The organism is Rhodoferax sp. (genome assembly GCF_028689295.1).
Taxonomy (GTDB): domain Bacteria; phylum Pseudomonadota; class Gammaproteobacteria; order Burkholderiales; family Burkholderiaceae_C; genus Rhodoferax.
In genome coordinates this window covers 1-20,710 of sequence record NZ_JAQTWL010000025.1, presented here as the reverse complement: position 1 = coordinate 20,710, position 20,710 = coordinate 1, and the positions used below count along the sequence as shown (strand labels likewise).

At 58.4% G+C, this 20,710-nt stretch carries 19 protein-coding genes and 4 tRNA genes; all 23 read left to right on the top strand.

The genetic code is table 11. The features are described 5' to 3' along the window. Positions 1-31: 31 nt before the first annotated feature. The 23 genes from PHF15_RS14880 (at position 32) to PHF15_RS14770 (ending at position 20,564) form a co-directional block, all read left to right on the top strand. On the top strand, positions 32-796 hold the full coding sequence (locus PHF15_RS14880; RefSeq protein WP_300122284.1) for a polysaccharide biosynthesis/export family protein: 765 nt from the start codon (positions 32-34) through the stop codon (positions 794-796). After that, positions 796-3,156 (top strand): polysaccharide biosynthesis tyrosine autokinase, encoded by a 2,361-nt coding sequence (locus PHF15_RS14875; RefSeq protein WP_300122282.1) that lies wholly within the window; start codon positions 796-798, stop codon positions 3,154-3,156. Before PHF15_RS14880 ends, PHF15_RS14875 begins: the two co-directional genes overlap by 1 nt. A gap of 15 nt (positions 3,157-3,171) precedes the next feature. Next, entirely contained in the window at positions 3,172-4,473 is a 1,302-nt protein-coding gene (locus tag PHF15_RS14870; RefSeq protein WP_300122279.1) for a DnaJ domain-containing protein, read from the top strand. Between the two features lie 2 nt (positions 4,474-4,475). Continuing rightward, positions 4,476-5,690 (top strand): hypothetical protein, encoded by a 1,215-nt coding sequence (locus tag PHF15_RS14865; RefSeq protein ID WP_300122277.1) that lies wholly within the window; start codon positions 4,476-4,478, stop codon positions 5,688-5,690. Further along, on the top strand, positions 5,687-6,472 hold the full coding sequence (locus PHF15_RS14860; protein WP_300122275.1) for a CpsB/CapC family capsule biosynthesis tyrosine phosphatase: 786 nt from the start codon (positions 5,687-5,689) through the stop codon (positions 6,470-6,472). Before PHF15_RS14865 ends, PHF15_RS14860 begins: the two co-directional genes overlap by 4 nt. Before the next feature lie 31 nt (positions 6,473-6,503). Beyond that, positions 6,504-6,938 carry a hypothetical protein gene (locus tag PHF15_RS14855; RefSeq protein ID WP_300122274.1) on the top strand — a complete coding sequence of 145 codons (435 nt, stop codon included), beginning with the start codon at positions 6,504-6,506 and terminating at the stop codon, positions 6,936-6,938. A 225-nt stretch (positions 6,939-7,163) separates the two neighbouring features. Next, complete coding sequence (gene tig, locus PHF15_RS14850; protein ID WP_300122272.1) at positions 7,164-8,474, top strand: trigger factor; 1,311 nt, start codon at positions 7,164-7,166, stop codon at positions 8,472-8,474. A gap of 135 nt (positions 8,475-8,609) precedes the next feature. After that, positions 8,610-9,218: an ATP-dependent Clp endopeptidase proteolytic subunit ClpP gene (gene clpP, locus PHF15_RS14845; protein WP_300122307.1), complete on the top strand. Its 609-nt coding sequence runs from the start codon at positions 8,610-8,612 to the stop codon at positions 9,216-9,218. Positions 9,219-9,222: 4 nt separating this feature from the next. Next, entirely contained in the window at positions 9,223-10,482 is a 1,260-nt protein-coding gene (gene clpX / locus PHF15_RS14840) for an ATP-dependent Clp protease ATP-binding subunit ClpX (RefSeq protein ID WP_300122270.1), read from the top strand. Positions 10,483-10,532: 50 nt separating this feature from the next. Beyond that, entirely contained in the window at positions 10,533-12,974 is a 2,442-nt protein-coding gene (gene lon, locus PHF15_RS14835; RefSeq protein WP_300122268.1) for an endopeptidase La, read from the top strand. Between the two features lie 61 nt (positions 12,975-13,035). Further along, a tRNA-Gly gene (locus PHF15_RS14830) sits at positions 13,036-13,111 on the top strand. A 47-nt stretch (positions 13,112-13,158) separates the two neighbouring features. Further along, positions 13,159-13,234: transfer RNA gene (locus tag PHF15_RS14825), tRNA-Gly, on the top strand. 48 nt (positions 13,235-13,282) lie between these two features. Next, positions 13,283-13,356: transfer RNA gene (locus PHF15_RS14820), tRNA-Cys, on the top strand. 11 nt (positions 13,357-13,367) lie between these two features. Beyond that, positions 13,368-13,460, top strand: a tRNA-Leu gene (locus PHF15_RS14815). Positions 13,461-13,637: 177 nt separating this feature from the next. Further along, positions 13,638-14,861 (top strand): integrase arm-type DNA-binding domain-containing protein, encoded by a 1,224-nt coding sequence (locus tag PHF15_RS14810; protein ID WP_300122266.1) that lies wholly within the window; start codon positions 13,638-13,640, stop codon positions 14,859-14,861. 264 nt (positions 14,862-15,125) lie between these two features. Continuing rightward, positions 15,126-15,422 (top strand): helix-turn-helix transcriptional regulator, encoded by a 297-nt coding sequence (locus PHF15_RS14805; protein WP_300122264.1) that lies wholly within the window; start codon positions 15,126-15,128, stop codon positions 15,420-15,422. Positions 15,423-15,497: 75 nt separating this feature from the next. Next, positions 15,498-15,767, top strand: a complete 270-nt coding sequence (locus PHF15_RS14800) for a hypothetical protein (RefSeq protein ID WP_300122263.1) — start codon at positions 15,498-15,500, stop codon at positions 15,765-15,767. A 118-nt stretch (positions 15,768-15,885) separates the two neighbouring features. Then, positions 15,886-16,608 (top strand): hypothetical protein, encoded by a 723-nt coding sequence (locus PHF15_RS14795; RefSeq protein WP_300122261.1) that lies wholly within the window; start codon positions 15,886-15,888, stop codon positions 16,606-16,608. Positions 16,609-16,688: 80 nt separating this feature from the next. Then, a complete protein-coding gene (locus PHF15_RS17035; RefSeq protein WP_366520619.1) occupies positions 16,689-16,904 on the top strand; it encodes an AlpA family phage regulatory protein in 216 nt (71 codons plus the stop codon). 177 nt (positions 16,905-17,081) lie between these two features. Further along, on the top strand, positions 17,082-19,502 hold the full coding sequence (locus tag PHF15_RS14785) for a DUF3987 domain-containing protein (RefSeq protein ID WP_300122259.1): 2,421 nt from the start codon (positions 17,082-17,084) through the stop codon (positions 19,500-19,502). Next, positions 19,499-19,903, top strand: a complete 405-nt coding sequence (locus PHF15_RS14780) for a hypothetical protein (RefSeq protein ID WP_300122257.1) — start codon at positions 19,499-19,501, stop codon at positions 19,901-19,903. The genes PHF15_RS14785 and PHF15_RS14780 overlap by 4 nt, the downstream gene beginning before the upstream one ends. Further along, positions 19,900-20,127 carry a hypothetical protein gene (locus PHF15_RS14775; protein ID WP_300122255.1) on the top strand — a complete coding sequence of 76 codons (228 nt, stop codon included), beginning with the start codon at positions 19,900-19,902 and terminating at the stop codon, positions 20,125-20,127. The genes PHF15_RS14780 and PHF15_RS14775 overlap by 4 nt, the downstream gene beginning before the upstream one ends. Positions 20,128-20,159: 32 nt before the next feature. Beyond that, positions 20,160-20,564, top strand: a complete 405-nt coding sequence (locus tag PHF15_RS14770) for a hypothetical protein (RefSeq protein ID WP_300122253.1) — start codon at positions 20,160-20,162, stop codon at positions 20,562-20,564. Positions 20,565-20,710 lie beyond the last annotated feature (146 nt).

Here is a 20,710-nt window from a genome sequence, read left to right as displayed (position 1 = left end):
ATCCGCTTGGTGGTTTGAGGGGAGTTTATCTATGCCTGATTATTTGAGTCGGTTGCTGGCGCTGTTATTGGCCGTTGCGCCGGTATGGGTGTTGGCGCAGCAGCCGGTGGCTGCCGAGCGCCAGCCGGTGGTCACCGATGTGGCTGCCGGTCAGACGCCGCGCCCCGACGCCGCAGCGCAGCTGTTGCCCGGGCAGGCGCAGCCGCTGAACTCGCTGGCTGGCCTGGGCGCGGACTACCGCGTGGGGCCCAACGACCTGATCGATGTGGAGGTCTATGGCGTGCCCGACCTCAAGCGCACGGTGCGCGTGAACTCGTCGGGCATGGTGTCGCTGGCGCTGGTGGGCAACATGACGCTGGCCGGCTTGACGGCGCAGCAGGCCGAGGCCGCCATTGCCGCAAAGTACGCAGAGAAATACCTGCAGGACCCGCAGGTGTCGGTGTTCATCAAGGAGTTCACCACGCAGCGCATCACGATCGAAGGCGCGGTGGCCAGGCCGGGCATCTATCCGGTCACCGGCCAGCTCACCTTGCTGCGGGCGCTGGCGCTGGCCGGCGGCGGCGGCAGTTATGCCGACCTGAGCGAGATCAATCTGTTTCGCACGGTCAACCAGATGCCGCAGCAGAAACTGACGTTTGACCTCGACAAGATTCGCCAGGGTGAACAGGCCGACCCGGACATCATGGCCGACGACGTGATTGTGGTCAAGCGCAGCCCCACGCGGGCCGCGTTGCGGGATTCGCTGTTCAGCGACGTTGTCAACACCCTCAACCCCTTCTCAATTTTCAAGAACTGATGTCAACACCTGAACCTTTTGCGGTGGACCCGCTGGTCTCCCGTGGCCTGTCCTTGCCCCCGGCACGCAGCTTGCAGGCTTCCGTGCTGCGCGACGAAGCCGAAGAGCTGGACAGCGACGCGCTCGACCTCAAGGCGCTGTTTCGGGTCGTCCTCAAGTACAAGTGGATGCTCATCTCGCTGACCTTGCTGTGCGGGCTGATCGCCACCATTCAGAGTTTGCGCGCCACACCCATGTACCGTTCCAGCGTGACGCTGCAGATTGACCGCAGCGCCCAGCGCGTGGTGGATTTCAACAGGGACGTGGACGCCGAACTGCAGATGTACGACGATGGCTCGCAGTTGCAGACCCACATCGAGCTGCTCAAGAGCCGCAGTCTGGCCGAGCGCATGGTCGATGAAATGGGGCTGGACAAGACCCGCCCTGCGGTCATCAGCCCCATGGAGGCCTCGGCGCAAGAGGCTGCGGCCAGTGCGCCATTTGGCCAGGCATCGGCCCCGGTTTTGACGCCGGTCGGCGACGAGCCTGGTTTTGTCGATTTGTTGTTGTCGAATTACCGGCAACTCGCGACGCCGTCGGTGAAGGACGCGCAGGTGCTCGGGCGCGAGGATGTGGTGGGCGCCTTCATGGTCTCGGTCAAGGTGGAGCCGGTGCGCAATACCCGCCTGGTCAACGTCTCGGTGGTCAACAGCAACGCCGAACTGGCAGCGCGCATTGCCAATTCCATGGCCAAGACCTTCATTGCCATGAATCTGGAGCGCAAGATGGGGTCTTCGGTGTATGCCAAGACCTTTCTGGAGGACCAGATCAGGATCACCAAGGCCAGGCTGGAAGAGTCGGAGCGCGTGATCAACGACTACGCCAAGCGCAATTCGATTCTGGTGCTGGATGAAAAGACCAATGTGGCGAGCCAGAATTTTGCCGACTTCTCGGCCGGGTTGTCGCGCGTGGAGCAGGAGCGCATCAAGGCCGAATCCTTGTACAAAGAGGCCTTGCGCAGCCCCGAGAGTGCCCCCCAGGTGCTGGAAAGCAAGGCGGTGCAGGCTTACAAGGAGCAAAAGGCCAAGCTGGAAGCCGAGTATGCGACGAACGTGAGCGTGTACAAGCCCGAGTATCCCAAGATGGTCCAGCTCAAGACGCAGATCAACGAACTGGACGCCCGCATCAAGGCTGAAATTGCCGTGGTGACCGCTTCTGTCAAGGGCCAGTTTGAGGCGGCCAAGCGGCAGGAGGAACAGTTCCGGTCACGGCTGGGCGAGACCCGCAGCGAGGTGCTGGCGGTGCAGGATCGCAGTGTCGATCTGAACCTGCTCAAGCGCGAGCTCGATACCAACCGGCAGGTGTACGACAGCCTGCTGCAACGGCTCAAGCAGGTCAGCGTGACGGGCGGGCTGACCAGCAACAACATTTCGGTGGTGGATGAAGCCATCACGCCGCTGTTCCCGTACAGCCCGCAGCTTGCGCGCAACGCTGCCATCGGCATGGGCGTGGGTTTGTTGCTGGCCTTGGGTCTGGCTTTCCTGCGGGAAAACCTGGACGACTCGGTCAGGCACTACGACGAGATCGAGAGCCAGTACGGCCTGCCGCTGCTCGGCCTGATTCCGGTGGTGAAGAAAAAGACCGGCGAGGCAGTGGCCCTGGTGGCGCACCAGGAGCCGCGCAGCGCGTTTGCCGAGGCCTACCGGTCGATGCGCACGGCGCTGCAGTTCTCCACCACCGAGGGTGCGCCGGAGCGCCTGATGGTGACCAGTTGCGGCCAGAGCGAGGCCAAGTCCACCACCGCTTTGGCACTGGGCATCAACTTTGCGCAATTGGGCAAGCAGGTGCTGCTGATCGACGCCGACATGCGCAATCCGTCGCTGCACAAAACGCTGAAGATGTCCAATGAGGGCGGTTTGTCGAACTTTTTGTCGGGTGACCAGCCTTGTGAGATGTACATCCAGCCATCGGGCATTGCCAATTTGTCGGTGCTGCTGTCGGGACCGAATCCGCCGGACCCGGTTGAATTGCTGATGGGACCGAAGTTCATGTTGCTGCTCGACCGGGCGCGCGAGCTCGGGTATTCGCAGGTCATTATCGACACCCCGCCAGTGCTGGGCATTGCGGACGCCATTGTGCTGGGCAACCAGATTCAGCATGTCGTGTTTGCCGTCAAGGCGGGCAGTACCCGCAAGTCCAGCATCAAGAATTCGCTGCGCCGTTTGGCTCATGCAGGGCTGGCGCCGATGGGCGTGGTCATGACCCACGTGAGCGGCGAACACGGCCATGATTACGGTTATGAAAGCTACTACGGCTATGGCGATGTCAAGCAGAAGGGGCAGCAGCAGCCCGTACCCGCAGCGGCCGAGCAGACCGCCTGACGCGCGGGGCGAGCGATGAGCACCGATTTGCGCAGGGCAGCACCAGCCGGGGAGGTTATTGCGGCCCTGCTGGACTTCGAGCAGTCTCCCGGTCGTTACCCGGTGGTCATCCGCGAACCGCGCATTTTGTTCGAGCAAGCCGGCCTGGTGTTGATGCTGGCAGCCGGGCGCCAGCCGGACGGTCTTGCCGCCGAAGCGATGCTTGAACCCGGTGTGCGCCGGTCGGCACGGTTTTTTGTGCGCACCGTGATGCTGCGCCCGGGTGTGGACTTCTACACACTGCTGGGGGTGCAGCAAAGTTTTGATGCGGAGGTGCTGCGCGAGCACTACCGGCTGATGATCCGCATGACCCACCCCGATTTTGTGGCGTCGGGCGAGTCGTGGCCGGCCGATGCAGCGGCGCGCATCAACCAGGCGCACGATGTGATGGTGTCCGCCGTGAAAAGAGAGGGCTACCGTGCGACGCTGGACGGCGCGCGCGCTTGGCCGGCACCGCGGCCGGTGGCTGCTCACGGCCAGCGGCCACGCGCGCGGGTTGCAGTGGCCAACGGGCGCTGGCCCGCATTCCGAACGCTGGCGGTGTCCGCCGCTGTGGTGCTGCTGGCCCTGACGGCGCTGGTCATGAGCTGGCCGTCTTCCGATGAGGGTTTGTTGACGCTGGCTGCTCGCGCCCCGCTGGTTTTGGCAGTCTTGCCCAAGGCAGGGCAAGCCGACTCGGCGCAAGCCTCCGAGATGCCGGTTGCGGGGCCCGCACGGGTTGCGCTCGATGCAGCAGCTAAACCGGTCACGCCGGCCCGGGCGGTGGCCTGGGTGCCCGCGGTGGCCCCTGATGTTCCTGCGCCGGAGGTGCCTGTGCGCGAGCTGTTTTCAGCCGCAACCGTGGTGGCCAATGCGCCGGACGCACCGAGCACGCGGCTGGTGATTGAGCCGCCGCCTTCCGTCAAGACGCCAGAGCTTGTTGCGCCCAACATCACCATGGATCAGGTGCAGCCCTTGCTGACCAATGTGCTCCAGTCGCTGCAAAGCGGCCGCGGTGACCATGTGCTGCAGTGGCTGGAGCCATCTTCGCGGCAAAGCGATGCGGCCACCCGCTTTGTGGCCGCCTACAACCAGAGCCTGGCCGGGTCTCGCGTCACGGGTCTGGGAACGGTGCGCTTTACGTCACGCTTTGACGCCGGGCAGCTGGTGGTGGACGGTATGGTCCAACTCCTGCTGGTGGATGAACGTCAGCAGGCATCGAGGCAGGATGTGCGCCTGCGAGCCTATTTTTTTTCGCGTGACAGCGCGCCGGTGCTGACTCGCATGGAAGCTTTTTAAACATGCCACGGGTCAACTCCCGGGTGCGTGTGATCGGGCTGTTGGTGTGCACTCTGGCTACCGCGCTCTGGCTGGGCTGGACAGCCCTTGAGCACAATCTGCAGCAGGCTTGCCAGTGGCGGCAGTGGCCGTATCTGAGTCGCTGCGCGGATCCTGCCCGGCAGCCTGTAGCGCAGCAGGTGCAAGCGCTGCGGGCGCAGATTGCCGCCAACCCGGGGGATGCCTTGTCTTATGCGGCGCTGGCCACGTTTTCACAATCACCGCAAGGCATCGGCGGTCTGGACGGCGCGGCGGTATTGGCGGCAGCAAGCCAGTTGGCACCGCAAAACCGCTACGTCTTGCGCCTGCTGGCCAATCAGTATGTGGAGCGCAGGCAGTGGCCCGAGGCGGCCGATGCACTGGTGCGGCTGTCGCTGCTGCACGGTGACAGCGAGGCAACGCGGGCCTTGGCCGCCATGGTGGGGCAGAGCGGGAGTGACAGGGCACAACTGGCGGCGCTGGTGGCCTTGCTCAAGGCTGATGCCGGCTGGCTGGAGCGGGTGCTGAGCAGTCTGCCAGCGGCCAAGGTGCCGGTGGTTCAGGCCATGCCGCTGGTCCAGCAGGCCATGGCCCTGCAACTGGTGACGCCTGAGCTGGGCATGGTGCTGATTCGCCAGTTGATGGCAGAAGGAGCCTGGCTCGATGCCCATGCGATCTGGCTGCATTTGTGGAAGCGCCCGCTGGGACTGCTGTTCAACGGTAATTTTGAGCAGGACTTTGTCAAAGATGGCTTTGACTGGAATATCACCGACAGCAACAACTACCGGGCCGGTGCCAGGGTACAGCGGCCGCGTATCGGTGATCGCGGCCGCTTGCTGCAGGTGGAGTTCACCGGACGCGCCATTGCCCAGCCGGTGCTGAACCAGCATCTGGTGCTGGCGCCTGGCAGCTACCGCTTGAGCGGCGACTACATGGCCAATACCCTTCGCAGCAACGAGGGGCTGACGTGGGTTTTTGCCTGTGCCGCTGATCGCCGCGAGCTTGGCCGCAGTGCTGCTTTGAAGAACACGGGCGGACGCTGGGAAAAATTTACCACCGAGCTGGCCGTGCCCGGCGACTGTGGCGTGGGGGTGAGCCTGTCGCTGCAGACCTTTGCCCGCTACGAAGCGGCCACCGGTTTGCGCGGCGAAATGCTGTTTGACAAGTTTGAGTTGCAGGCGACCGGGGAACGTCCATGATCGACCTGCACAGCCATATCCTGCCCGGGGTCGACGACGGTGCCAAAGATCTGGCGACGTCGCTGGAGATGGCGCGCATTGCTGTGGCCGACGGCATTCACACCATGGCTTGCACGCCGCACATTTACCCCGGCATGTACCTGAATGACGCAACCGGCATCGCGCTGGCCCGGGCGCGCCTGCAGGCCGATCTGGACGAGCGCGGCATTGCGCTGAAGCTGGTCGTGGGCGCCGACGTGCACTTGGTTCCGGGCTTGCTGGACGGGCTGCGCACCGGCTTGATACCCACCCTGAACGGGTCGCGCTACCTGTTGCTCGAACCCTCCCACACCATGCCACCGCCGCGCTTCGAGGACTCGGTGTTCAACCTGGTGGCAGCTGGCTACACGCCGATCATCACGCACCCGGAACGACTCACCTGGGTAGAAGATCATTACCCGGTTTTTGTTCGCCTGGTTCAACAGGGGGCCTGGATGCAGGTCACCGCTGGTGCCTTGACCGGGGCCTTTGGCCCACGGGCCAAGTATTGGGCTGACCGGTTTGTGGCGGATGGGCACGCCCATATTTTGGCAACGGATGCCCATTCGACCGGCCGCAGGTTGCCCCAACTCACACCCGCCCTGGACGTGGTGACGAGCCTGATAGGGGCGCATGAGGCTGTGCAGCTTGTTGTGAACCGGCCACAGGCCGTGCTGGAAAATCTTGCACCAGTGCAACGGATCGATGCGTCAGCCCTGAAAAATCAGAAAAGCTGGCTGCGCCGTCTGTTTGCTGGGTTATGATGTCGCCGACTTAATCAACCAAGGGTGAAAAATGAAAAAACAATGGCTTGCTTTGAGTTTCATGCTGGTGGCAGGCGCGGTGACCGCTCAGACGGCACCAGTGCAGCCGGTTGCAAAAATTGTTGCCACCGAGGGTCTGGTCACCATCGGCTACCAAGACACCCTGCGCAGTGCAGTTGTGGACATGCGCCTTTTTGAAGGCGCGCGCGTGATGAACACGACCACTGGCACGGCCGAGATTGTTTTTGACAGCGGCTGCCGGATCACCTTGAAACCTGGCGAAGTATTCAACGTGTCTGACGCCAATTGCAAGTCGCTGGTGGCGTCGCGCGCACGCGCATTGCCACTTGTTGTCGCAGCTGCAGCCGCCGGTGCTGGTGCGGCGGGTGCTTCTTCGGTGCTTTTGGGCGCTGCCGTGGTGAGTATCGGCACGTTGGTTGCCGGTGAAAAGCAAAGCGGCAGCTAATGTCGGCAGCCGTATTGCGCCGCTGATGCAGCGCATAAAAAGAAGAGCCTTCCGGGCTCTTTTTTTTGGCCGCACGAAAACAGGCGCTCATGATGCGTCAGCTAGAATCTAGGGTTGTTAAGCCGGGCGGCAGGTCAGTTGTGGATGGCCGCTCACTTTGAAGAAAATTCAGGCTGGTCGCTTGGGCGATCGGCATGGTCCGTACGTTTAATTTGGAGAATTACCTTGGCAGTCACCGTAGAAACCCTTGAAAAACTCGAACGAAAAATGCTTTTGAGTTTGCCTTTGGCATCCATTCAATCCGAAGTGAATGCCCGTTTGAAAAAGATGGCGCGCACCGTCAAGATGGACGGCTTCCGTCCGGGCAAGGTACCCATGAATGTGGTGTCTCAGCGCTACGGCTACTCGGTGCAGTACGAGGTGATGAACGACAAGGTGGGCGAAGCTTTTTCCAATGCCGCCAATGAAGCCAAGCTGCGCGTGGCGGGCCAGCCCAAAATCAGTGAAAAAGAAGGCGCGCCAGAAGGCGAGTTGACTTTTGAGGCGGTGTTCGAGGTCTATCCGGAAGTCGTGATTGGCGACCTGACGACCGCCGAGGTCGAAAAAATCACCACCGAAGTATCTGATGCCGCCATCGACAAGACCATCGACATCCTGCGCAAACAGCGCCGCACTTTTGCGCTGCGCCCGCGTGATGCGGCAGCCGAAGATGGCGACCGCGTGACGGTGGACTTCGAGGGCAAGATCGACGGCGAAACCTTTGCCGGTGGCAAGGCCGAAGACTTCCAGTTCATCCTGGGGGACGGCCAGATGCTGAAGGAATTTGAGGAAGCCACGCGCGGCATGAAGGCTGGCGAAAGCAAGACCTTCCCGCTGGCATTTCCCGCCGACTATCACGGTCAGGACGTGGCCGGCAAAACGGCTGACTTTATGGTGACCGTGAAGAAAATCGAGGCTGCGCATCTGCCCGATGTCAACGAGACGCTGGCCAAATCGCTGGGCATCGAAGACGCCACCGTTGATGGTTTGCGCGCCGACATCAAGAAAAATCTGGAGCGCGAAGTCAAGTTCCGTCTGCTGTCGCGAAATAAAGCCGCCGTCATGGATGCGCTGGTGGCCAAAGCCGAGCTCGATTTGCCCAACGCCAGCGTGCAGGCCGAAATGGCGCGTTTGCTTGAAGGCGCCCGCGCCGACCTGAAAAAACGTGGCATCAAGGATGCTGACAAGGTCACGATTCCCGATGATGTGTTTCGTCCGCAGGCTGAGCGCCGCGTGCGCCTGGGCCTGGTGGTGGCAGAACTGGTGCGCGTGAACAACCTGCAGGCTACGCTGGACCAGCTCAAGGCTCATATCCAGGAACTGTCTTCCAGCTACGAAAAACCCTCCGAAGTGGAGCGCTGGTATTTCAGCGACAACAACCGCATGGCTGAGGTGGAAACGGTTGTGCTGGAAAACAACGTGACAGATTTTGTCTTGTCCAAGGCCAAAGTCAACGAAAAGGCGGTAACCTTTGATGAATTGATGGCGCAAAACTGATCTGCTGGCCGTTAAAGCGGGTGGTATGGGGCTTGTGCCGGGCTTGCTGCCCAGCATGCAAGCCCCATTTGCTTGGAGGCTTTGTTTTTTTAGCTACAGTAGCATCAAATTATTGGAGTCATGATGAATTTACAGATGAGTGCGATGGATACACAGGCTTTGGGCATGGTGCCGATGGTGATCGAGCAGTCGGGCCGGGGTGAGCGGTCTTATGACATTTACTCGCGCCTGCTCAAGGAGCGGGTGATTTTTATGGTGGGTCCGGTCAATGATCATGTGGCCAATCTGGTGGTGGCGCAACTGCTGTTTCTGGAAAGTGAAAATCCGGACAAGGACATTTCCTTTTACATCAACTCACCCGGCGGTTCGGTCAGCGCGGGCATGGCGATTTTTGACACCATGAACTTCATCAAACCTGACGTGTCCACGCTGTGCACTGGCATGGCCGCCAGCATGGGCGCATTCTTGCTGGCCGCTGGCGCCAAGGGCAAGCGCTTCTCGTTGCCCAACTCAAAGATCATGATCCACCAACCCTCTGGCGGCAGCCAGGGCCAGGCCACAGAAATCGAGATCCAGGCACGGGAAATTATCAAGACACGCGAGCAGCTCAACAAGATTCTGGCCGAGCGCACCGGCCAGCCACTCGAGCGCATCGAGCGCGACACCGAGCGCGACTATTACATGTCGGCTGACGAGTGCAAGGAATATGGTCTGATCGACCAGGTTTTATCCAAGAGGGCGTAAAGTCATGGCCAAAGGCACTTCGGGTGGTGAAAAAACACTGTATTGCTCTTTTTGCGGCAAAAGCCAGCACGAGGTCAAAAAGCTGATTGCGGGTCCGTCGGTCTTTGTCTGTGATGAATGCATTGAACTGTGCAACGAAATCATTCGCGACGAGTTGCCACCGACCACTGCGTCGGAAGAAAAAAGCAGTTTGCCGACGCCGGCCGAAATCAAGGCCAATCTGGACAACTACGTGATCGGCCAGGAGGCTGCCAAGCGCATTTTGGCAGTGGCGGTTTACAACCATTACAAGCGGCTGCGGCATCAGGAGAAATCCACCAAGGACGACGTCGAACTCGCCAAGAGCAACATCCTGCTGATCGGCCCCACGGGTTCCGGCAAAACGTTGCTGGCACAGACGCTGGCGCGAATGCTCGACGTGCCGTTTGTGATGGCCGACGCCACCACGCTGACCGAAGCCGGCTACGTGGGCGAAGACGTTGAAAACATCGTGCTCAAGTTGCTGCAAAGCTGCAACTACGAGGTTGACCGGGCTCAGCGCGGCATTGTCTATATCGATGAAATCGACAAGATCTCGCGCAAGTCGGACAACCCGTCCATCACCCGCGATGTGTCGGGTGAAGGGGTGCAACAGGCCTTGCTGAAGCTGATCGAGGGCACCATGGCGAGCGTGCCGCCGCAAGGCGGGCGCAAGCACCCGAACCAGGATTTTGTGCAGGTGGACACCACCAACATTCTGTTCATTTGCGGCGGCGCTTTCTCCGGGCTTGAAAAGGTCATCGAAAACCGCACCGAGTCCTCTGGCATCGGTTTTGGCGCGGCCGTGCACAGCAAGCAAAACCGCAACCTGACCGATGTCTTCAAAGAGGTGGAACCAGAGGATCTGATCAAGTTTGGCCTGATCCCCGAGTTGGTCGGCCGCATGCCGGTGGTCGCCACACTGGGCGAACTCAGCGAGGACACCCTGGTGCAAATTCTGACCGAGCCCAAAAATGCGCTGGTCAAGCAATACAGCAAACTGCTGGCCATGGAAGGCGTCGAGCTCGAAATACGCCCCAGCGCCCTGAAGGCCATCGCAAAAAAGGCGTTGATCCGGAAAACCGGTGCACGCGGCTTGCGTTCCATCCTTGAATTGGCGCTGATCGACACCATGTTCGATCTTCCCAATCTCACGAATGTCGAAAAAGTTGTGCTGGACGAGTCAAGCATCGAAGAAAACAAGCCGCCTTTGCTGGTTTACCGCGAACTTGCCAAAAAGGCTTGATTGCCCAGGCCATTCAATTTATTGTCATATCGGCAACCAAAGGACCATTTATGTCTGGCCATCCGTTTCTGCCCGCTATCCCTGTGGACTTCCCCTTGCTGCCCTTGCGCGATGTGGTGGTCTTTCCGCACATGGTGATCCCCTTGTTTGTGGGGCGCCCCAAGAGTATCAAGGCGCTCGAAGCCGCCATGAGCGCGAACCGCCGCATCATGCTGGTGGCGCAAAAAGCCGCCGCCAAGGACGATCCGGTGGTGTCCGACATGTTTGACATGGGCTGCATCTCGACCATCCTGCAAATGCTCAAATTGCCCGACGGCACCGTCAAGGTACTGGTGGAAGGGCAACAGCGCGCAGTGGTCAACCACATTGAAGATGGTGAAATGTATTTCACCGCCACCGTGACACCGGTGGAGTTGCCGGCGGAGCCAGAGGCCAAAACCAAGGCCCAGGTCAGCGAAATTGAAGCCCTGCGCCGCGCCGTGATGCAGCAGTTCGACCAGTACGTCAAGCTCAACAAGAAGATACCACCCGAAATCCTTAGTTCGATCAGCAGCATCGACGACCCGGGCCGCCTGGCTGACACCATTGCCGCGCATTTGCCGCTCAAGCTGGAAAGCAAACAGGCGGTGCTCGACCTGTCCAGCGTGCGCGATCGTCTGGAAAACCTGTTTGCGCAAATCGACCGTGAGGTCGATATCCTCAATGTCGATAAAAAAATTCGCGGCCGGGTCAAGCGGCAGATGGAAAAAAACCAGCGCGATTTTTATTTGAACGAGCAGGTCAAGGCCATCCAGAAAGAACTGGGCGAAGGTGAAGACGGCGCCGATATCGACGAGATCGAGAAAAAGATCAAGACTGCCAAGATGCCCAGGGATGCCCTGAAAAAGGCCGAAGGCGAGCTGAAAAAGCTCAAGCTGATGTCGCCGATGTCAGCCGAAGCCACGGTGATTCGCAACTACATCGATGTGCTCACCGGCCTGCCGTGGGCCAACAAAACCAAGATCAAACACAACCTGCTCAACGCCGAAACGGTGCTCAACGAAGACCATTACGGCTTGGACAAGGTGAAAGACCGCATCCTTGAATACCTTGCGGTGCAGCAGCGCGTGGATAAGGTCAAGGCGCCCATTTTGTGTCTGGTCGGGCCGCCCGGTGTGGGCAAGACTTCGCTGGGGCAATCGATCGCCAAGGCGACCGGGCGCAAATACGTGCGCATGGCGCTCGGTGGCATGCGCGACGAAGCCGAAATTCGCGGGCATCGTCGCACCTATATTGGCGCCATGCCCGGCAAGGTGCTGCAAAGCCTGAGCAAGGTTGGCACTCGCAACCCTTTGTTTTTGCTGGATGAAATTGACAAACTGGGCACTGATTTCCGCGGCGACCCTTCGAGCGCCTTGCTGGAGGTGCTCGACCCCGAACAAAACCACAAGTTTGCCGACCACTACGTCGAGGTCGATTTTGACCTGAGCGATGTGATGTTCGTGGCCACCTCGAATTCCATGAACATTCCGCCCGCGCTGCTGGACCGGATGGAAGTGATCAGGCTGTCGGGTTATACCGAGGACGAAAAAACCAATATTGCGCTGCGCTACTTGTTGCCCAAGCAACTGGGCAACAATGGCGTCAAGGAATCCGAGCTTCAGGTCACTGAAGACGCGGTGCGCGACATCGTTCGGTATTACACGCGTGAAGCCGGGGTGCGCTCGCTGGAACGGGACATTTCAAAAATCTGCCGCAAAGTGGTCAAGGGTCTGCAACTCAAACAGATGACTGGGCAGGTGGTGGTTTCTGCGGCCAACCTGAGCGAATTTTTGGGGGTGCGCAAATTTGACTACGGCCGTGCGGAAAAAATGAACCAGGTCGGCCAGGTGGTGGGTCTGGCCTGGACCGAGGTGGGCGGCGATCTGCTCACCATCGAGGCCGCCATGGTGCCTGGAAAAGGCGTTATCACCCGCACCGGCTCGCTGGGCGACGTGATGAAGGAATCGGTGGAGGCGGCCCGCACCGTGGTGCGCAGCCGTTCACATCGACTCGGCATCAAGGACGAATTCTTCGAGAAAAAAGACATCCACATCCACGTGCCCGACGGCGCCACACCCAAGGACGGCCCCAGCGCGGGCGCCGCCATGACCACCGCTTTTGTCTCGGCCATGACCGGCATTCCGGTGCGCTGCGGTGTCGCCATGACCGGCGAAATTACCCTGCGCGGCGAGGTCACGGCCATTGGTGGTTTGAAAGAAAAATTGCTGGCTGCGCTGCGCGGTGGCATCAAGACTGTGTTGATTCCGGAAGACAATGCCAAAGACTTGCAGGAAATTCCTGAAAATGTGAAAAACGGACTCGAAATTGTGCCGGTCCGCTGGATCGACAAGGTTCTGGAGGTAGCTCTGGAACGCATGCCAACGGCGTTGCCTGAAGACGTGTCCGCTGAGTTGGGCACGCCAGCGATGGCCCTGGCCACACCGGCATCGCCAGGCGCAGTCAAACATTGAGAAAATTGGTTTCTTGAGAGGTGAATTGCTGTAAATTGCCTTATAATTTGCGGCTTGCAACGCGGGAATAGCTCAGTTGGTAGAGCGATACCTTGCCAAGGTATAGGTCGAGAGTTCGAGTCTCTTTTCCCGCTCCAGGTTTTTACTTGGTGTTGATGAAAGTTGGCACCATAAGCGGGTTTAAGCGGGAATAGCTCAGTTGGTAGAGCGATACCTTGCCAAGGTATAGGTCGAGAGTTCGAGTCTCTTTTCCCGCTCCAGTTGATTGAAAAAGGGAAGCACTGCTTCCCTTTTTTTGCAAAGTTATCGGCGCGATAGCAAATCGGTTATGCAACGGATTGCAAATCCGTCTAGCCCAGTTCGACTCTGGGTCGCGCCTCCAGCACAGCACTTGCCCGAGTGGTGGAATAGGTAGACACATCGGACTTAAAATCCGCCGCTTCGTGAATAACGGGCGTACCGGTTCGATTCCGGTCTCGGGCACCAACCAACAGTTTCAGACCGTATCAAAACAACTCAAAACCCGCACGTTTCCCAGCGTAGCGGGTTTTTTATTGCCTTATTGGGTGTCAAGTCGTATCATTGCAGCTCAAACTATTGTGGTCACCTTTACGGTACTTTGTGAAGTGACCACAAATCAGGTGACCACACACAGGGGCAAACATGGCACTGACAGACACATTCGTTAAGCAGGTGAAGCATTCTGGTTCGGTTTCTGGCGATAAGCACGCCGACGGTGGCGGCATGTATCTGCTGGTGAAAGCGGCTGGCAAATACTGGCGGTTGACTTACCGTGTCGCTGGCAAGCAAAAAACCCTGGCGCTGGGTGTTTACCCGGCGGTTTCGCTACTCAAGGCCAGACAGCGGCGTGACAAAGCCCGTGAGCTGCTGGCGGACGGCATAGACCCCGGTGTAGCCAAGCAGGAAGCCAAGGCAGCGCAGGTGGCAATTCTGGCCAACAACTTTGAACGGGTGGCGCTGGAATGGCTGGACAAGACCAAAGCTGACCGCATGGCCAGCACGCAGGGCAAGGTAACGACCTGGCTGCAAAAGGATGTTTTCCCCTATATCGGCAGCATGGCCATATCGACCATTGGGCCGCGTGACGTGTTGGCAGCGTTGCGGCATATGGAGGGCAGGGGGGCACTCGACAGCGTGCAGCGCGTCAAACAAATCTGTGGGCAGGTGTTTCGCTACGCTGTGGCCACGGGCGGCGCAGAGCGTGACGTGACTCAGGATTTGAAAGGATCACTAGCCAAACACGCGCCAGCACACTATGCGGCCATCACAGACCCCAAGCAGGCCGGTGACCTGATGCGCAGCATCTTCAACTACACCGGACACCCCTATGTCATTGCAGCGCTGAAATTGTCCCCCCTGCTTTTTGTACGCCCCGGAGAACTACGCGGGGCAGAGTGGGCAGAGATTGATCTTGACGCGGCGCAATGGGTTATTCCGGCCAGCAAAATGAAAATGAAGGTTGACCACGTTGTCCCGCTCTGCACTCAGGCGGTGGCCATCTTGCAGGATATGAAAAAGCAGACTGGCACCCGACGCCATGTGTTCCCCAGCATTGGCCGCAGTGAAGACCGCCCCATGAGCGAAAACACCGTCAACAGCGCTTTGCACGCTATGGGTTATGGCACCGACAAGCACACGGCGCACGGTTTCAGGGCGATGGCCAGAACCATCATGGATGAAGTGTTGGAAGAACGGGTTGACCTGATCGAGCATCAATTGGCCCATGCCGTCAAAGACCCCAACGGACGGGCCTACAACCGCACGGCACACCTGCCAGCACGCCGGGCCATGATGCAGCGGTGGGCGGACTATCTGGACAAGCTGCGCATTGGGGCGGACGTGATCACCCTACGTACGGCGGCATAAGTGGCGAAAAGTGCAGAAATTGGGCTGCTACATGGTGTTTCTGCATGAGATTTTTGTGATTTTCACGGGTGGCCCGCAGAGAATAGTTAATCAAATCAACGTTTTGGCAAACCAGCGCCAGCCAGCGTTAGATAAAAGCTATTCTGAAGCTTCGAAAAATACACTACTTAACATAATGATGATTGTATAAAGTAAAGCATATTAAATAAAGCTATTAATAAGCTCTATTCAACTTAAACGTGTCAACTGTGATAGCATAACACCATGAAACGACCCACTGACTCCAACACCCTGACGCCCGAACAATTCCTTTGTGCGCTGGCGGCGCTGGGCTGGAAACAGACCGACTTCGCACGCAAGACGGGTGTCACTGCTGGCGCTGTGAACCGCTGGGCAACAGGGCAGGCACCCGCGCCGCTATGGGCTACCGCCTACCTGGGCGCGATGCAAGACCTGGCCATGTTGCACGCCAAGTATCTTGCACCAACCAAGGACACCGTTCCGCAACGCCTGGCGCATGTCCTAGATGAAGATTTACCGCGAAGCCCTGGCGCGGATTGACCGGGGTAAAAGGCAGGGCCGGAAAGTGCTACAACACCAACCGACCCCTAACCAAACTTGAAAGTGAGTTCAAAAATGGCTACTGAGACTTTATCCCGAAACGAGATTGACAATGCGTGCCGAACGCTGGCAGTCAAAACGCTGTCAATCGACGTTGAAAAATATCACCAAGCAATCACAAAGGTAACCGACTGCATCGAAGCAATAGACATGCTGGCATATCGTTTGAAGGGTGATCGTGGAATGTCGATGCTGCTGCGCAGTGTCAATGAAAATCTTGGGCCTGCTGCCTTTGATCTGAGGGCCACAGGAAAAGCATTGGGCATCGAACTCGAAAGCGTTTGAGCGCCGGAATCTATTTCGCCACCAGCTAGGCCGGGCCGCAACCCGGTTGAAAAGTCAGACCTCCCGCTGACCTGCTGGCGGCACCTACACGGGGGACACCGCAACGGGAGGCGCGGTAATGGTGACCTGGTTCGACATTCACGGGATCAAATCCCCCTTTGATGGCCTTACACCAACGCAGTTAAAAGCGCTGGGCAGCGAGGCCATGTTTTTCACAGAGTTTGAAATTGCACACTGGCCACCCATAAGCATGACACCGCGTCAACTCGCCGCCTTGCAGCGCCCAGGGCCTACGCCAGAACTGACCAGCCGCAACCGAGAACGCGGGCTTGGCAATGCCTTACCAAGCCTTCATGGTGACTGGTTTAACCGGCTGGTGATCCTTGAACGTGCGATTGAAGCCGCCCTCAAAGACGGTCAAATTGAAGGCTTCAACGGGAGAATCACAGTGCAATCTTTCGTCACATGGCTGGTGCAGCTCGGAGAGCGACCATCGACCGTCATTCAAGCCTTGTTTGATGCTTTGGGGGTGATTGACGCTACGCATGCTTCCACAAAAGCCATTCAAGAAACTCAGCAAGTGCGTCGCCAAAAACGACCAAGCTGGCAATCCGTGTTGGAGTACCTCGCGCAAACCTATAAATCTGGCGCGTACTCCAACACCAAAGCCTTTTGGCGGGATCTCAAGGTACGCGCCGACAAGGACGATTCGCCATTTGTACTTGGTAAGGGTAGTGACAGAGACAAACTGGTGGTCAAGGAAACCCATGCCACACTGGCAGAGCACACGCTGGAAAACAACATGGGCAAAGTCAGGAAAAGAGCCTACCCGAACGAGTAATTTTTCCCTCATTCCCCGGAGGAATTCAGGGAACGTAGGGAGTAAACAGTTCGAGTCTTCTACTCAGAAAGGCTCTTACCGTGCTACACCATCCCAAATCCCACGGATTACCGCCGACAGGCTATATCCGCCAATCTCAGTTAATCCCGGCCATCATCCCAATATCGCCCGCCACCCTATGGCGCTGGGTGAAGTCGGGCCAGTTCGTTAAACCTGTCAAGCTGTCCGACCGCGTGACAGCCTGGCGCTGCGAAGACGTTCGCGCATGGCTTGATTCGCATGGCTCTGCAAAATGAGCCGCACCAACAAAAACGGGTTGACCGCTGGTAACAGTCAACCCGTCAAATTACAGTCGAAAAACGCTACACACTTTATAGCTATTTGCAGTGCCATTGTATGCGTTGGAGTCGTGGTTCTCTATGCCTTGAAGTTCTGGCGATTCAAGCTGTTTTGCTACGGTTGTGGGGCGCATCATGAGTGACACGACCGACCAATTCAAAACCCCCATGCTTTCGGCTGGCCTTACCCCACCAGACGTGATCCTGGACGACGGCAAGATTCACCGCTTCAGCACCAACGGCAAACCCCGTGACGAATCAGGCTGGTATGTGCTGCACTCGGATGGCATCGCGGCTGGCAGCTTCGGAGACTGGCGCACCGGGTTGACTTCGACCTGGTGCAGCAAGTCAGACAGCACCATGACCGAGGCCGAACGGCAGGCTAACCGTGAGCGCGTGCAGACCATGCAGCGCCAGCGGGAAGCTGATCTGGTACTACGACAAACCCAAGCGGCGCACGATGCAGCGCAGCGCTGGGCGGCGGCAAAGCCATGCACCCAGCACCCCTATCTGACCCGTAAAGGCATCAAGCCCCATAAAGTGAAGATCGAAGGCGACAACCTGCTGATCCCGATGCGCGACACACTAGGCGCGGTATGCAGTTTGCAAACCATTGCACCGGACGGCAGCAAGCTATTCATGCCCGGCGGACGGGTAAAGGGCTGTTACTTTTCAATCGGCAAGCCAGATGACAGCATCATTGTGTGTGAAGGTTTCGCCACGGGTGTCAGCATCCATGAGGCCACGGGCGGTGCGGTGGCTATCGGCTTCAACGCTGGCAACCTGGAAGCGGTGGCAACAGCTTTGCGCAGCAAGTACCCGGCGCTGAAAATCATCGTGGCGGCTGACGATGACCACCTGACGGCTGACAACCCCGGCCTGACCAAAGCACGGGCGGCAGCGCTGGCAGTGGGCGGCTATCTGGCCATGCCTGAATTCTTTGGCCACAACCGGGCGGACAAGGACACCGACTTCAACGACCTGCACCAACTCGCAGGGCTGAAAGCGGTGAAGGCGGGCATTGAAGCTGCTGTATTGATAGCTGCTGACCAGAGTGATACGGGGGCTACCAGCCAAATTGATGCATGGCCAGAACTTCAACCGCTGATTGTGCAGAGCGTAGCGCATGAATACCCGATGGACGCACTACCCCCGCTGATCCGAGGCGCAGTGTTGGAGGTGTGCGGATTTGTCAAGGCACCCGTGCCCCTGGTGGCGATGAGCGCACTGGCGGCGCTATCGGTGGCCATCCAAGCCCACACCGACGTTCAACGCGCTGCAAAGTTGGACGGGCCGTGCAGTCTGTTTTTGTGCTGTATCGCAGACAGCGGCGAACGAAAAACAAGCTGTGACAACTATTTCACCAAGGCCATACGCGACTATCAGGATAAAGAGCGGGAGACAGCCAAGCGCCTGATCCAAGCCTATGAAACTGATATGGACACCTGGAAAGCGCAGCGCAGCGGCGTACAGGAAAAAATCAAGTCGCTGGCCAGAGACGGCAAGCCCACAAACCTGCTGGTGAACCAACTTCACGACCTTGACCGCGACAAGCCCAAGGCCCCCCGCGTGCCACGGCTGCTCTATTCGGACGCAACCCCCGAAGCGCTGGCATCCAATCTGGCGAACGGCTGGCCATCAGGCGGGATATTCAGCAACGAGGGCGGAATTGTGCTGGGTGGCCATGCGATGAACAAGGACGCCGCCATGCGCAATATGGCGCGTCTGAATCAGCTATGGGATGGCAAGATTGGCGCAACAGACCGCGTAACAACGGCAGGCTATGGCGACACCACGGCGCGATTGACCATGAGCCTGCAAGTGCAGGAACCTACGCTGCGTGCCTTTTTTGCCAACACTGGTGGATTAGCCCGTGGCACCGGGTTTCTGGCGCGGTTTCTGGTGGCATGGCCTGTATCGACGATGGGCACGCGCATGTTCACCCCACCACCGGACGGCTGGCCAGCGCTGGCAGGTTTCAACACCAGAATTACCGCAATTCTGGATAGGCATGCACCCGTGGACGAAAACGGCGTACTGACCCCGGCCATGCTGGCACTGAGCCCCGAAGCCAAACAGGCATGGGTGACTTTTCATGATAGGGTTGAAACTCAACTGGCCAATGGTGGCGAACTGTTCGACCTTCGGGACGTGGGCAGCAAGGCAGCGGACAACGTGGCGCGGCTGGCGGCGCTGTTTCATGCTTTTGCGGGCAGCGTTGGGCCGATTGATTTTGAGTGCATCGAATCAGCGGTGCAGGTAGTCACCTGGCACCTGACCGAAGCAAAGCGGTTTCTAGGTGAACTGGCCATGCCCCCCGAAGTGGTTAACCCTATGCGGCTTGAATCGTGGCTGCTGGATTGGTGCAGACGCGAAAACACGGACAAGGTGCCCACCAAAGCGGTGCAGCAATTCGGGCCGGGCGGCTTGCGTGAAAAAGCTGTCATTGATGCCACTGTCAAAGAATTGGCGGAGTTGGGACGGGCGCGGCTTGTCAAGGATGGCAAACGGAAGCTGATCAAAATTCGCCCCGGCTTACTGGTGACAACATCATGAGTCTGGCCATCCTACTCAAAAAGGGCGGGTTACGGCAGGCTGCTGCAATGCCTGCTACTTTTGCTACCGTTGCCACTGGCACTACGCCAAAGGCGGAAGGTGCCGGGCTGCAACAGGCTGCTACTTTTGCTACTTTTGCTACTGTTGCTGCTGGCACTACGCCAAAAGTAGCAACAGTAGCAAAAGTAGCAGTAGCAAATGACCAGCAAAACCAAGCCAACGACCCCTTTGACAACCGCGTTACATGCACCGCATGTAGCAATTTGGCATCGGGCAACAAGTGCAGGGCATACCGCCTGGCATGGCTTGCGACTCGCGAACTTGCGGCAGATTTTGTGAACCTTAAACAGCACTGTGATGGCTTCGCACCGATAAACCCAGCTTTGGAGGCAATGAAATGAACGATGACCAAATTGCAAAAATCACGCACAACGCCATGGGCGTAGCGCTGGCAAGAATACCGACGATGGAGGACAAAAAAAGCGCCCTAGGGATGTTTTTAATTACATCCTACAGGCTATTGCGGACAGCGAAGGGAGACGAATTTGTAAGAGGATTCCTTGAGGGTGCATTGCAGGAAGTGAGCGCCAATCCGCCAGACACTTCCATCGTTCGTATGCACTGATGCCATACCAATCAAACAAAGGAAAAATACCGATGAAAAATGATCCTGAACGACTGGCCGAAGCTGCCCGCGTGCTGGCCTGCCACTGTTTTTCACAAGTCAGCATTGAAGGCAACCGCATGGCCGGTATTGCGAATTGGCATATCGTTTGCGAGCCGCGAATTGTGCGAAAAAGTATGCTGCCCGTGCTGTGGGCTGACCTGTTGGAAAAAGCAGAGGCAGCACAGCAATGGCCAATGCTGATGCACATACGTTGCGGGGATTGGGCTTGCACCAGCTTAAACCCATGGTTTGATGATTGGGGAACTGGCTTTGAAAACACCATTACCCAGCCTATCCGCGATTGGTGGCTGTTTCAGGGTGAAGAAGTGGCTTTCCCTGGCAGATACTTTGCCAAGGCAACTACATTGCTGGGGTTGCAGTTCAAGCGCCAGTAGGGAAGTGTTGGGGTAATGCGTCTGTTCAGGTACCCACCCCCCACCTGGCAAGCCAACGAGCCGCCCTGCCGACCCCCCACCCCTGGCGAGTGCTGCCGGGCTCGATCTGTGCCGGTGACCCGGCACCGATCCGCGCTGCCTGGTGC